The 15,901-nt window shown below is 31.3% G+C and carries 6 protein-coding genes; 1 reads left to right on the top strand and 5 read right to left on the bottom strand.

All coding sequences use genetic code 11. From position 1 onward, the window contains the following. Position 1 precedes the first annotated feature (1 nt). From BN3265_RS01925 to uvrB, 5 genes are all read right to left on the bottom strand, one after another. A complete protein-coding gene (locus BN3265_RS01925) occupies positions 2–1,207 on the bottom strand; it encodes a S41 family peptidase (RefSeq protein ID WP_058989891.1) in 1,206 nt (401 codons plus the stop codon). A gap of 162 nt (positions 1,208–1,369) precedes the next feature. Then, positions 1,370–1,954 carry a DJ-1 family glyoxalase III gene (locus BN3265_RS01920; protein ID WP_058989890.1) on the bottom strand — a complete coding sequence of 195 codons (585 nt, stop codon included), beginning with the start codon at positions 1,952–1,954 and terminating at the stop codon, positions 1,370–1,372. Between the two features lie 1,165 nt (positions 1,955–3,119). Further along, on the bottom strand, positions 3,120–7,979 hold the full coding sequence (locus BN3265_RS01915; protein ID WP_058989889.1) for an Ig-like domain-containing protein: 4,860 nt from the start codon (positions 7,977–7,979) through the stop codon (positions 3,120–3,122). Between the two features lie 634 nt (positions 7,980–8,613). Beyond that, positions 8,614–11,427 (bottom strand): excinuclease ABC subunit UvrA, encoded by a 2,814-nt coding sequence (uvrA, locus tag BN3265_RS01910; RefSeq protein ID WP_058989888.1) that lies wholly within the window; start codon positions 11,425–11,427, stop codon positions 8,614–8,616. 236 nt (positions 11,428–11,663) lie between these two features. After that, positions 11,664–13,643, bottom strand: coding sequence for an excinuclease ABC subunit UvrB (uvrB, locus tag BN3265_RS01905; RefSeq protein WP_058989887.1), 1,980 nt, complete (start codon positions 13,641–13,643; stop codon positions 11,664–11,666). A gap of 397 nt (positions 13,644–14,040) precedes the next feature. Between uvrB and BN3265_RS01900 the strand changes: the two genes are divergently transcribed. Beyond that, positions 14,041–15,888 carry an HAD-IC family P-type ATPase gene (locus tag BN3265_RS01900; RefSeq protein ID WP_058989886.1) on the top strand — a complete coding sequence of 616 codons (1,848 nt, stop codon included), beginning with the start codon at positions 14,041–14,043 and terminating at the stop codon, positions 15,886–15,888. Positions 15,889–15,901 lie beyond the last annotated feature (13 nt).

Raw genomic sequence — 15,901 nt, 5'->3', positions numbered from 1 at the left:
ATCACCCCTTAATTTCTTCTAACAATGTTTCAAGTGCCTTATTGAATTGGTCATCTTCATCAAGTTTTTCAATGTCCAAAGCCTTGTCTTCATTTTTATTTTCAACTTCTATATCTGGTTTTACACCAATTTTATGAATTTTTGTTTTATTTGGTGTAAAATATTCGCTAATAGTAATTTTTACCCCAGATCCATCATCAAGTGGGAAAAGTTTTTGAACAATCCCCTTACCAAAAGAAGTTTTTCCAACAATTTTTGCCCTACTCCTATCCTTAAAAGCTCCAGCCAAAATTTCAGAAGCTGAGGCAGAATTTTCATTAATAAGGACAGTCATAGGAGTTTTGTCCATTTCCTTATCACTTTTTTCAACTATTTTTTCACCTTTTTTGTCAACAGTTGAAACAATTACACCCTCATCCAAAAATGTATCGGCAATAGCAAGACAAACATCAAGATTACCACCAGGATTGTTTCTAAGATCCATAACAATACCATCAATACCTTTGTCTTTGATAGCTTTTAATTCCTTGGCAAATTCTTCCTTAGTAACATCTTCAAATTGTTTAATCTTTATATAAGCAATTTTTTTATCATCTTTTTCAACAATTTTACTTTCAACAGTATCAACCTTGACATCTGCTCTTTCAACTTCAATATCTTTTTCTTCAGCCTTGCCCTCATCATTTTTTCTAAGAACAGTAATCTTGACCTTCTCGCCAACATTACCCCTAATTTTTGATACAGCCTCTTCCAATTGCTCAGAAGAATAAGATACATCGTCAACCTTGGTTATAAAATCCCCAACCTTAATACCAGCTTTTTTTGCAGGAGATTCATCAAAAACAGAAATAGCCTTGATATAGCCTTCTTCACTAGCTTGAACAGCTACACCAATACCAGCATATTTCCCATTAACATCTTCCATAAGTTTGTCAAATTCATCTTTAGTATAATAAGCAGTATAAGGATCTCCCAAATTTTCAAACATTCCCTTCAAAGATCCGTCATACAATTGTTTATCATCATAATCAAAAAGGAAATTTTCATCAATTAATTCCTTCATAGCTTCCATTTGAGCCATGTGCTTTTGATTTTCTTTAGAAATTAGAGGACTGTCCTTAGACGAATTTTTACCAAGAGTAAAACCCGTAAAGCCAATACCAATAACTAACAAAAAGGCCAATAAAACCTTACCAATTTTTTTCATAATACCTCCAATTAAAATTTAAAAGCTCAAAAAAGCTTTTATCAAAATAAAATACTATCAGTATTCTTATATTTTAACATAGATAGACCTTTTTTGAAACAAAAGAAAACTACAAAAAAAGAATAAATCAATAAGAAAAACTTATTAATTTATTCCAAAAATTTAAAAATTAAAATCAAAATATTTCTCAACAAAATCTTGTTGAATACCAGCTTTCAATTTCTCTTTAAAATCAATTCCCTTAATCTTCTCAATCAATTTTAAAGCCAAATAAATACTAGCACCAGCTCCCCTTGAAGTCAAAATATTTTCATCACAAACAACAAGCTCATCATCTTTATATTCGCCAATATTAATAAGGTCATTTTTAACACTAGGATGAGATACGCACGCCTTTTGGGAAAGAAGATTCGCCTTATCAAGAACAATAGGCCCTGCACAAATAGCAGCAATAATTTTCTTATCCTCATCAAAATTTTTTAAAATTTCAATAACCCTATCATCATTCCTAAGATTTTCAGCTCCCTTAGTTCCACCAGGAATATAAAGAACACCATAATCATCCAAATTAATTTGATCAATAAGCTTATCAGCCTTAACAAGAATTTGATGAGAACCATTTACAAAAAGATCGTTTTTTATAGAAACAGTGTCAACAATAATATCAACACGTCTAAGATAATCAACAACAGTAAGAGCCTCAATCTCCTCAAAACCATCCGCCAAAAAAACTAAAACTTTATCCATAAATTCCTCCTAATAAAAATATACCCCATATGATTTGCAAATTTAAAAATAAAAAGCAAAAATAAAATAATATTTATAAAATTATAATAAGCCAAACTTTAGCCAAAAAATATAAAATCAATAATAACCCAACTCGAGCCTTTCGAGAGATCTCTTAAATTAACTTAATTCATAAATAAACCTAAACCATGAGATCCCTCCACTTCGGGCGGGATGGGAATTTCTTTGTTTGAGCTTATATATAATAATAGTTTTTAAAATTTCTCAGATAATTATTTTAATTTATCCTTTAGCTCAAATATATAGACAACCATTACCCATCTCGAACAGATAATTATGACTTGATTTGGCATAATTATCACTAAAAATTAGTGCGAGAGCACGGAAAAGTTTTCGAAGAAAACTGGTTTTAGTAGTCGAGAGATCTCTTTGATTAGCTTTATACATAAATTTACAAAGCCCATGAGATCTCTCCACTCCTTTCAGTCGGTCGAGATGGGTTTGAACTTTCTATTTGCCTGAATATTAAAATTTTATTCTAATCAATTAAACTAATTTTTTAATAATAATTTAAACTTTAGCTCAAAAATAATACAGCACTCACCCATCTCGAGCATAGCCGAGAGATCTCCTAATTAACTTCATCCATAAATTCACCAAACCCACGAGATCCCTCAATTTCAGTCGAGATTGGACTTCTTTGTTTGAGTTCATATATAATAATAATTTTAAAAATTTCTCAGATAATGGTATTGATTTATCCTTTAGCTTAAATATATAGAAAACTATAACCCATCTCGAGCCTGTCGAGAGATCTTCTAATTAACTTCATCCATAAATTTACCAAACCCATGAGATCCCTCCACTTCGGTCGGGATGGGGATTTCTCTGTTTGTATTTGTCGATAAAAAGAATTTTTAAAAATTTCTCAGATAATTATTTTTATTTGAACTTTAGCTCAAAAATAAATACAGCACTCACCCATCTCGAGCCTGTCGAGAGATCTCTTTATTTTCTCTGCTTACTTTATTCTATAAATCCCAATAGATTAATTCCTTTCAAATTTCTATACACAAAAACAAGCCCTCGAAAGGGCTTGTCCATTGTTGTATGAAATTTTTATTAACTTCTATAAATATGAAAGGCATTTAATAGTAATTAATAACTATTTATTTTTTCTTTTTTTGCTTACAAACAATCCACCAAGTGAAGCGGATAAAGTAGCAACTATTCCAGATACTGAACCTACACCTGTTTGAACATTATCTGATGATGGTTCCACATATTTTACCTTGTATAAATCATCATTATTTTCATCTACTTTTGTTTTTTCATTATTTACCTTTTCTCCAGTTTTCTTACTGTCAGAAGGTTTTTCTTGTTTTCTTGGTTTTTCTAACTCTGTCCATGGAGTTACTGTTTTTTCATAAACATAAGTTATTTCTTGTTTAACACCTGGTTTATAATTTCCACTAGTTTCATTTCCATCTTTATCATAAGTTGGATTTCCAACAAGATTTTCAATTCTTACAAGTTTAAACTTATCTTTGTCAACTTTTCCAGTTGTATAAGTCATATCTTTGTTTCCACCAGTAACTTTTCCATCTACTACTTCACGGCTAACTTCTTTTCCGTCTTTATCTTTTGTGATGTAGATATGATGTTCTTGGAACTTACCTGTTTCTTCAAGTGGTGTCCACTCTGTTTGTGTCTTAGTATAGATATAAGTTTTTTCTAGCACTTTTCCTGGAACATAGTTTGTGTAAGTCTTTTCAGAATCATCGTTTTGTAGCTTAATTTCTGTAGCTTCTTTGAATGTGTAGCCATCTTTATCTTTTTTATCTGTGCTTACATTTTCATTGCTGAAACCTTCGATTTTTTTACCATCTTTTTCTGTCACATCAACGGTATCATCTGTTGATACAACTTTTCCATCTTTATCTACTGTTTGATAAATGTGGTGCTCTACAAATCTTCCTGGTTGTTTTTCATAAGTGTAAGTTACTTTTAAATCTTTACCTTCTACGATATTTCCAGTTTCTGCTGTTCCATTTTCTGAATCAATTACAGCATCTGTATCATTTGCTTCTACTGATACAAGCTTAAAGCCTTCTTTTTCTTTTGCTTTTGTTGTATATTGAACATCTTTGTTTCCTTCTTTGTGTTCACCTTGTTCTGGGTCAGATGTTTCTACAACTTTTCCTTCAAAGTCTAATGTTTTGTAGATGTGTTCTTCTGTAAATGTTCCTGTTTGAACTACTGGTTCTTCTTTTGTTTTTGTATAGATATAAGTTTTTCCAATTGTCTTTCCTGGAACATAGTTTGCAAGATCTGAACTTACTTCTTCTGAATCTAATGTTGTCTTTGTTTCCTTTTCTTGATAAGTGTAACCATCTTTTTGTTTTGGTGCAGTGCTAATTGTTTCATTGCTATAGCCTTCAATTGGTTTACCATCTTTTTCTGTCACATCAACGGTATCATCTGTTGATATAACTTTTCCATTTTTATCTACTGTTTGGTAGATGTGGTGTTCTACAAATCTTCCTGGTTGTTTGACATATTCATAGGTTACAGCTAGTTCTTTGTCTTCAACGTAGTTTCCAGCTTCAACTTGTTTGCCATCTTCGCTGATTGTTACGTCATTTTCTGAACCTTCATCTGCTGTTACTTTTGTAAATTCGTATCCTGCTTTGTCAACTTTTGAAGATTCGTATGATTCATCTTTTGTACCTTTTGATGATTTTCCTGCTTCTGTTATTATCTTATCTTCAATAACATTTCCATCAAAATCTAATGTTTTATACACGTGAGTTTCTTTGAAGGAACCTTTTTTAGCTACTGGTTCTTCTTTTGTCTTAGTGTAGATATAAGTTTTTTCTAGTACTTTTCCTGGAACATAGTTTTCTGATGTTAACTCTGTTTCAGAATCATATTCGTAGCCTTCTTTAGGTTGTTGAGAAGTTTTAATCTTTTCATTGCTATAGCCTTCGATTGGTTTACCATCTTTTTTTGTCACATCAACTGTTTCATCTGTTGATATAACTTTTCCATTTTTATCTACTGTTTGGTAGATGTGGTGTTCTACAAATCTTCCTGGTTGTTTTACATATTCATAGGTTACAGCTAGTTCTTTATCTTCAACGTAGTTTCCAGCTTCAACTTGTTTGCCATCTTCGCTGATTGTTACGTCATTTTCTGAACCTTCATCTGCTGTTACTTTTGTAAATTCGTATCCTGCTTTGTCAACTTTTGAAGATTCGTATGATTCATCTTTTGTACCTTTTGATGATTTACCAGTTTCTGTAATTGTCTTATCTTCAAGAACATTTCCATCAAAATCTAGTGTTTTATACACGTGAGTTTCTTTGAAGGAACCTTTTTTAGCTACTGGTTCTTCTTGTGTTTTAGTGTAGATATAAGTTTTTTCTAGTACTTTTCCTGGAACATAGTTTGTGTAAGTCTTTTCAGAATCATCGTTTTGTAGCTTAATTTCTGTAGCTTCTTTGAATGTGTAGCCTTCTTTATCTTTTTTGTCTGTGCTTACATTTTCATTGCTGAAACCTTCGATTTTTTTACCATCTTTTTCTGTCACATCAACGGTATCATCTGTTGATATAACTTTTCCATTTTTATCTACTGTTTGGTAGATGTGGTGTTCTACAAATCTTCCTGGTTGTTTTACATATTCATATGTTACAGCTAGTTCTTTTTCTTCAACGTAGTTTCCAGCTTCAACTGATTTTCCATCTTTACTGATTGTTACTTCGTCTGAACCTTTATCTGCTGTTACTTTTGTGAATTCGTATCCGTCTTTATCAACTTTTGAAGATTCATATTTTTCATCTTTTGTACCTTCTGATGATTTACCAGCTTCTGTTATTGTCTTATCTTCAAGAACATTTCCTTCAAAGTCTTTAGTTATATATACATGAGTTTCTTTGAAGGAACCTTTTTTAGCTACTGGTTTTTGTTTTTGATAGATATATGTTACTTCAAGCTTTTCTCCGTTTACATAGTTACCAGAAGTAGCTGCACCTTGATTATCAAATTTTACTCCTAATTTAGCAGAATCTTCATTTGTAGCTTTTACTTCAACAAGTTTATAGCCATCTTTATCTTTTTCGTCTGTTACAACATTTCCATCTTTATCTTTTTTAGATGTTGAGTATTCATCTTCATCAATACCTGTTGTTTCTGTAACATCTTTTGTTACAGTTTCTTCAGCAATTACATTGCCATTTTCATCAAGTGTTTGATAAATGTGATGTTCTTGGAAAGATCCATGTTTGATATCTCTTTCATAGATATAAGTTACTTCTTTAGTCTTTCCTGGTTCGTACTTTCCACGAGCAATAGTACCATCTTCATTGTATACTGGGTTTTCTACTAAATTATCTGCATCAACTTTTACAAATTTGAAGTCATCTATTTCATTTTTGCTTGTAAAGTAATTGTCGTAGTCGTAACCTTCAGTTTTGTTTGAATGAAGAGTGAATGTCTTATCTTCTTGAAGAACTCCATCTACTTTTGTGTAGTAAACGTGATGTTCTTTGAAATAACCGATTTTATCGCCTTGTGCTTCAGTATCTCCCACTGTTGTCACGATATCATTATACATAGTATGTTGTCGAGCACCACCATAAAGAATACCCTTTGAAATTATATTATTTCCAGTTTGACTAGGCGCTGCTGTAGATTTAACTATAACTACATATGGATCTTCAATAAAATCACTTGGTAATTTATCATCATTATGATCTGCAAAAACCAGCTCTATACCATTATCTCTAAATTTATATCTGTATATTGGATCATCATAATTTACTGCAGGATTTTCAATAATTGCATCTGGCAATTTTTCACCTGACTTCAACTTGTGGATAGTTATTTTAGTGTTATCTTCGGTATATTTTACATCTGATTGACTTCCAGTTTCTGGATCAACACCATCGATAAAGACAGCTACCTTATTTGCACTCCAATCATCACTAGTAGATGTACCAATAATTTTTGAATCAGGATTTATATAAAATACTTGTGTATATTCACCAGTTTCAGGATTGAATTCAGTAAATTGGCTCATACCATTAAGGTTCTCGCCAGTGTAATATGGTTTTCCATATTGAACATTAATATTATGTTCATCTACTGTATCACCTACTTTAATAGATATTTTTTCTTCAGGTGAATTATTAGGAACTTTTGTCTTGTCAATATAAGCAAAACCCTTTACAGATACAACTACATTTCTTTCATCATTGATGTTTTCGTTAAAAGTATATTTGATAGTGCTTCTATCAACTCTTACACCATCAGCAACAACTTTTCCATCATTTTCTATTGGATATTCATTTTCGTGATCTGGTTCGATTCCCTTTAAAGAAAGATTATCTGAAAGGTCGATTGTAAAGTAATCTCCTGCAATTGTTCCCCTTGGAGATGTAAAGGATACTTCCCAACCTACTGCTTCACCATTATCTGGATTTATAGTTCCTTTTGTTTCGTGTCCTTCTTCTGTTAAGGCAACATATTTGCTTTGAACATCGTTAGATATGTCTTTTGGTTCTCTGTTTTCATCAGCAGGTGCTGCTACAGCTTCTGGTTTTACTTCTTCATTCATTTCAAGCTTAGGAGCATTTTCTTCTTTATCTTCTTCACTTGCTTCTTTTGAAGTGACTTCTTCTTTTACTTCTTTATTTGTTTCTTGTGGAGCTGTTTCTTCACTTGCTTTTTCTTCTATTGCTTGTTCATCACTTAATGTTTCTTCAACAGGTGTTTCTTTTTCTTCTACTACATTTTCTTCATTTGTAGCTTCTTCTTTAGTTTCCACTTCTTCAACAACTTCTGTTTGATTATTATCAAGTTCTGCAGCCTCTGCTGAAGATGGTGATACTAAAAGTGCATAACCAAGCATACAAGATACTAATCCTATTGATAGTTTTCTTGTTGCATATTTTGGTTTTCTCTTAGAACCATTTAACTTTTTTTGTTCAATGATTCTCTTTGCAATATTATTTTTGTCCATTGAATTTTCCTCCTTGATATATTTTATTAAAAATATATCTGATTATCTATTACATTCCTTTTTAAAATCAAGTTTTTACAAAGATTGATAAACTTTAGATAAAAATTATCAATTTGTATTTATATTCTATCATTTATATCATTTTTTTCAATATTAATTATCTAGATAATTACAATAATTTTATATATATGTTTGAAAACTTAAAAAATAATGAATATATCTAAAACTTTTCATCCTTATATTGATAAATATTAACAAATTTGTTTTATAACTAACTTAAATCATTTATTTTAATAATTAAAATACAAAATAATTACATAATTTAAAAATTAAAAACTTTATTTATATTTTTCAAAATCTTCAAATTTATTTAATAATTAATTATAATTATTTAAATAAATAAAAAATTATCCTAAAAACACAATGAACTTTGTAGAAATTTTATGTTCTAATTTTTCTTTTTATCTACCACAAAAAAAGACAAGCACATTTTAGCTTGTCTTTTTACATTAATAAAATCAATCGATTTATCTACTTGTTATTTTTTAGATGATTTTAAATTTAAATATTTAATTTTTCTAGAAATTTCTATTTTTCTTCCCGTGTTAAATATTTCTTATTTGATAAATAAAATTTAAAGCATTTTTTTAAGAAATTGTCCTGTGTAGGATTTTTTGCATTTTGCTATTTCTTCTGGACTTCCTGCTACTAGGAGTTCTCCTCCTCCGTCGCCTCCTTCTGGTCCTAGGTCTATTATGTGGTCGGCGACTTTTATTACGTCGAGATTGTGTTCAATTACTACAACCGTGTTGTTTTGATCTACTAGTCTGTTTAAAACTTCTATTAGTTTGTGGACGTCTGCCATGTGAAGGCCTGTTGTTGGTTCGTCCAAAATGTATAGGGTTTGGCCTGTGGATCTTTTTGCAAGCTCGCTTGCAAGTTTTACTCTTTGGGCTTCTCCTCCGGAAAGTTCTGTTGATGGTTGGCCAATTTTTATATAGCCAAGTCCAACGTCATAGAGTGTTTGTAATTTTCTTACTATTGATGGGTGGTTTTCGAAAAATTTTAGTGCTTCTTCCACTGTCATGTCCAAAACTTCTGAAATATTTTTTCCCTTGTATTTTACTTCTAGGGTTTCTCTGTTATATCTTTGTCCGTGGCAAACTTCACATGGAACATAGACATCTGGCAAGAACATCATGTCAACTTTTATTGTTCCGTCACCCTTACAAGCCTCGCACCTTCCTCCTTTAACATTGAAGGAAAATCTTCCCTTGTCAAAGCCTTTCATTTTGGCTTCGGTTGTCATGGCGAAAACGTCTCTGATATTGTCAAATAATTTTGTGTAGGTTGCTGGATTTGACCTTGGTGTTCTTCCTATCGGGGATTGGTCGATGGAAATTATTTTATCAATTTGTTCTACACCTTCGATTGAGTCGTGTTTTCCTGGGTGGGTTTTAGATTTATTTAATTTTTTGGTTACAGACTTGTACAAAATTTCATTTACCAAAGAAGATTTTCCTGATCCCGATACTCCTGTTACTGCTGTAAAGGTTGATAGTGGAAATTTTACATCTATTCCCTTCAAATTATTTTGTCTGGCGTTTTTTACTTCTATATATTTGTCCCATTTTCTTCTTTCTTTTGGAACTGGGATTTTTTCTTTTCCTGAAAGATAGGCGCCTGTAATTGATTTTTCACATTTTTTTATATCAGAAAGTGATCCCTTTGCTACAATTTCTCCTCCATGGACTCCTGCTTTTGGTCCAATATCTACAAGAAAATCTGCAGCTTTCATGGTATCTTCGTCGTGCTCTACTATTATTAAGGTATTTCCTATATCGGTTAAATTTCTTAATGATTTTATTAATTTGTCATTATCTCTTTGGTGAAGGCCGATTGATGGCTCGTCCAAAACATAGCAAACTCCAACAAGTCCTGAGCCGATTTGGGTTGCAAGTCTTATTCTTTGGCTTTCTCCTCCTGAAAGGGTTGAGGCTGCTCTTGAAAGGGAAAGATAACCTAGACCTACATCTTGCAAAAATTTGATTCTTGCCTTTATTTCTTTTATTATTAATTCGGCAATTTTTTCTTTCATTGGAGAAAGTTTTAAATTATCAAAAAATTCTATGCTTTTGTCAACTGACATATTCGCAATTTCTGAAATTGATTTGCCGTCAACTTTTATGGCAAGAATTTCATCTTTTAATCTTTGACCGTGACAAGTTTTACATTCTTCCTCACTCATAAATCCTCTCATTCTTTTCTTTTGAGCGTCGGAATTTGTTCTTTCGTACCTGTCGGATAAGTTTTTGATTGCTCCTTCAAAATGGCCCGTATAATTTTTTCTTCCCGAAAAATGACTATCGAAAGTAAAAGAAACTTCCTTTTTTGTTCCGTACAAAATTTCATCAATCATTTTTTTTGGAGCATTTTTTATCGGCTCATCAAGGGAAAATTTGTGATTTTTGGCAATGGCCTTAATCATTTCGTTATAATAGGTTCCCTTTCCGCTTGTGGCGTATGGGTCGATTGCTCCCTCGTTTATAGATAGGTTTTTGTCGGGAATTACAAGGTCGGGATCAATTTGCAAATGAAATCCTAGTCCATTACATTCTGGGCACATGCCTTGGGGAGCGTTGAAGGAGAACATATTAGGTGTAATTTCTGGAAGGGAAATGTGACCTTCTGGACAGGCAAGTTTTGATGAAAGGATAAAATCTTCCCCGTCCAAAACATTTATTTCTACAAGTCCATCTGTAAGTTCAAGGGCGGTTTCCAAAGAATCAGAAAGTCTTGAATTTATTCCTTCTTTTATTACAATTCTGTCTACAATTATTGAAATGTCGTGCTTTTTGGTCTTTGAAAGTTCGATTTCTTCTTCAAGATCATATCTTTTTCCGTCAATCATCACCCTAACATAACCCATTTTTTGGATATTTTCGAGTTTCTTTTTGTGTTGACCTTTTTGGGCCCTTACTACTGGGGCAAGGATTTGGATTCTTGTTTTATTTTCAAGTTTTAAAATCCTATCAACCATTTGGTCAATGGATTGGGCCTCGATTTTTCTGCCACAAACTGGGCAATAGGCATCTCCAATTCTTGCAAACAAAAGCCTATAATAATCGTAAATTTCTGTTACGGTTGCAACTGTTGATCTTGGGTTTCTGTTGGTTGTTTTTTGGTCGATTGAAATTGATGGGGAAAGTCCTTCGATTGTATCGACATCTGCCTTGTCCAAATTTCCCAAAAATTGTCTGGCATAGGACGATAAACTTTCTACATATCTTCTTTGACCTTCGGCATAAATTGTGTCAAAAGCCAAGGTGGACTTTCCCGATCCGGAAAGTCCAGTAAATACAATCATTTTATCTCGAGGAAGGGTCAGATCAATATTTTTTAAATTATTGGTCCTCGCCCCCTTTATCACTATTTTATTTTCACTCATTTATACCTCCGCAAATTGTCTTTTCATTTTCATCATTCTAATAATTTATATTAGCTTGGAATTTTTAAAATAAAGTATATTATAGAGATAAGTTTAACTCCAGAGATCTCTCCATGCGTTCGTTTCACTCACTTAGTCGAGATGGGTTAAAGCTTGTTGTTTCTATTATAAAAATATTACTTTATTTCTACTTTTTTTTATTTTGGAATAAAATACTTTTAAAATTTCTTTGAATTTTATACTCCCGAAAATTCTCTTTTCATTTTTGCTATTTGGTCACGAATTTCTGCTGCTCTTTCGAAATCTAGTTCTTCTGCAGCCTTATACATTTCGCTTTCTAAATTAATTATAATATTTTCAACTTGTTCGTGTGAGAATTCTTCTTTTATTTCTTCTATATTTTCTGTTGATTTTGTTACTTGGATAATTTCTGAAATATTTTTCTTTATTGTTGTTGGGGTTATGCCGTGTTTTTCGTTAAATTCTGTTTGAATTTTTCTTCTTCTTTCGGTTTCGTCAATGGCTTTTTTCATTGACCTTGTAATTTTATCTGCATACATTATTACACGACCTTGAGAATTTCTCGCTGCCCTTCCTATGGTTTGGATAAGGGAAGTTTCGCTTCTTAAAAATCCTTCCTTGTCTGCATCCAAAATTGCAATCAAAGAAACTTCTGGTAAATCGAGTCCCTCACGAAGGAGGTTTATTCCTACCAAAACATCGAATTTTCCAAGTCTTAAATCTCTGATTATTTCACTTCGCTCTATTGTTTTTATGTCTGAATGGAGATATTTTACCTTGATTCCATTTTCTGATAAATAATCGGTCAAATCTTCTGCCATTCTTTTTGTGAGTGTTGTAACAAGAACTCTTTCTTTTTTCTCAATAGTTTTGTGGATATTTCCTATCAAATCATCAATTTGATTTTCAACTGGTTTTACTTCAATTAATGGGTCCAAAAGTCCAGTTGGTCTTATAATTTGTTCAACAACTTTTCCACCAGTTTTCTCCATTTCATATGGGCCTGGAGTTGCTGAAACATAGATAGTTTGATTTATTAACTTTTCAAATTCCTTGAATTTTAAAGGCCTGTTGTCAAGGGCTGATGGAAGTCTAAAACCAAAATCTACAAGATTTTGCTTTCTTGACCTGTCGCCTTCGTACATTCCTCCAACTTGGGGAATTGAAACGTGAGATTCGTCTACAAAAAGTACAAAATCGTCTGGGAAATAATCTATTAATGTGTAAGGTCTTGAGCCTGGCTCTCTTTGGGATAAGTGTCTTGAATAATTTTCTATTCCAGAACAAAATCCTATTTCTTCAAGCATTTCTATATCATAATTTGTTCTTTGCTCAAGCCTTTGGGCTTCTACCAATTTATTTTCATTTTCAAGCTCGGCCAGCCTTTCCTTTAATTCTTCTTTTATGGTTGTAATGGCTGCGGCAGCTTTTTCGGCACTTGTTGCGTAGTGACTTGCAGGATAAATATAACCGTGGGAGATGTGGCTTATAACTTTTCCTGTTAATGAATCAAATTCTGAAATCCTATCAATTTCATCTCCAAAAAATTCTACCCTAATCGCTTTTTCTTCGTTTCCTGCTGGGAAAATATCCAAAACATCTCCCCTTTTTCTAAAAGTTCCACGAGAAAAATCAAAATCATTTCTTACAAATTGTCTTTCGATTAATTCCTTCATAACTTCTTCTGGGGAAATTTCTTGGCCTGGTCTTAATGATAAAACCAATTTTCTGTATTCTTCTGGATCTCCCAAGCCATAAATACAAGAAACACTTGCCACAATTATTACATCTCGTCTTTCAAACAAACTCATGGTCGCTGAGTGTCTTAATTTATCAATTTCATCATTGATTGAAGAATCTTTTGCAATATAAGTGTCGGTTGCCGCAACATAGGCTTCTGGTTGGTAATAATCGTAATATGAAACGAAGTATTCAACGGCATTGTCCGGGAAAAATTCTTTAAATTCTGTAAATAATTGGTAGGCTAGTGTTTTGTTGTGGGCAAGAACGAGGGTTGGTCTTTGGACATCTTGAATTATATTTGCCATGGTAAAAGTTTTTCCAGAACCTGTAACTCCTTGGAGGATTTGGTGGTGCTTTCCTTCTTTTATTCCCTCGGCAAGTTCTTTTATTGCCTCTGGTTGGTCTCCTTTTGGAGTGTAGTCTGATTTTAAAATAAATTTATTTTCTTTCATTAAACACTTCCTTTATGTAAATCTAAATTTATTAATATTCGCTTTTAAAAAATCTAATTTAAGTCTTTTCCAATATACACTTATAGGATTTAAATTCAACTTATTTAGTCGGGATTAAAAGCTTTAAATCTTGCCACAAATCCCCCTTTCTGCTATAATTTTTTGTGAATATAGATGCAAATTTAAATTAATTTTTAAAATATTCTTAATTTTTAAGAAAATTATAAATAAATGCATTTGAGAAAAATATACAACAAAAAGATATGGAGAGATTTCTACCCTCACTCGCTTCGCTATTTTGTCGAGATGGCTAATGGGTGTTTTCAATTAAAATTTTTTAATTGGAATTTAAAGGCTTAAAATATAAAATGATTTTAAATTTATGAAAGGTATATATATGGAAATTTTTAGAAATATGAAAAAAGAAAGAAAAAGAGATTTAATAAGTCTAATTTTTTATGCAATTTTACTTCTTATAATAACTTATTTTTACAAGAAAAATGGGAAGAATTTTTTTGTAGTCCTTTCCTATTTAATAATTTATCTTGTTATGGGAACAGAAATTTTTATAGGAGCTATTGAGGCTTTTGGGGAAAAAAGATTTGCTGATAAAAATTTCCTTATTACTTTATCAAGCTTTATTTCTTTTTTTATAGGATTTTTCCTTGAAGCAAATCTAATAATACTCTTATTTGATTTAGGTGATTTTTTTGAAAAACTTGCTTTTGAAAAGGCAAAAGAAAATTTCATAAATCTTTCAGATATAGTTCCAAAAAATGTAAATAAGCTTTTAAAAGATGGATCAATAGTAAAAATTTCCACAAGAAATATAAAAAAGGGCGACATTCTTCTTGCAAGGGAAGGTGAAAAAATCCCAGTTGAAGGAAAAGTAATCTCGGGTGAAGGGCTTTTGGATACTTCGATTTTAAACGGAGAAAATCGTCCTATTGAAGTAAAAGAAAAAAGCCAAGTCTTTTCTGCTTCTGTTTTAAAAACTGGGCAAATAAGATATGAAGCTCAAAAAAATTTTGAGGATTCTTTGACTTTTGAAATTTTAGATCTGATAAAAAAATCTAGAAAAACAAATTCTGAAAGTGAAAAAATAATAAGAAATTTTTCTAAGATTTTTACACCAATAGTTTTTGCCCTAGCAATTTTTCTTGCAGTAGTTCCTGCAGTTTTGGGAGCAAATATTGGGAAATTTTTGCAAAAATCAATTTCTTTTATGATTATAGCAAGTCCTACAAGTCTAATTTTAGGCACTAGTCTACCATATATATATGGCTTGATTCTTTCAAATAAAAATAAAATTCTTGTCAAAAATAAAAAAACTTTTGAAAAAATAATCGACAGCCAATATTTTTACACAAATATGACAAAAACCTTGACTGTTGGGGAGTTTGAAGTTAAAGATATAATTTATTATGGAAATTATAATAAAAATTTGATTTTGGATTATCTTTACAATTTGGAAAAATTATCATCAAGCCAAATTGGAAAATCTATTGTAAATAAGCTTAAAAGGAGAGACAATCCTTCATATTTTTTGGCAAGTGAGATTGTAAATGACCTCGATATTTGGGCAAAAACTTATGATAATGAGGAAATAAAAATTGGTAGAAAAGAATTTGTAAATGCCCATGATGATTCTTTTGATAAGGCAATTTATATGAGCTTGAATGATAATTTAGTTTGTAAAATTGTTTTGGAAGATTTCCTAAAAGATGATGTAAAAGAAAGTATAGACTATTTGAAAAATGAATTTTCTGATATAGCAATTCTTTCTTCAAACGATGAAATGGAAGTTAAAAATCTTGCAAAAGACCTTGAAATTTCCTATGCCTTTGACCTTTTTCCTGAAGATAAATTAAATCTTATTTTAAATGAAGAAAAAAATGGTCATAAAATTGTTTTTGTTGGAGATGATGAGATAGACAAAGATGCTTTTAAAGTATCAAATGTTGGAATTAGTTTGGCAAAAAAAGACTGTAGTTTTAATTTTAAAAATTTGGATGTAATAATTTTTGATAAGGCCTTTGGAAAGACAAAAGATTTGGTGAAAATTTCAAAAATTATTGATATAAAAGCAAAAAAAAATCTAGCAATAATTATGATTACAAAAATTCTTCTAATGATTTTAAGTATTATTGGATATGGACCAATTTGGCTTTCAATTGTTGGGGATGTTGGAATTTTGATCTTTACCATTATTTCATCAGCAAATATTTTAAAGAAAAAAATATAGCAGGAAAATTAAA

The organism is Anaerococcus rubeinfantis (assembly GCF_001487145.1).
Lineage (GTDB): Bacteria > Bacillota > Clostridia > Tissierellales > Peptoniphilaceae > Anaerococcus > Anaerococcus rubeinfantis.
The sequence above is the reverse complement of the archived record's forward strand: the minus strand, read 5'-3'. Positions and strand labels throughout refer to the sequence as shown.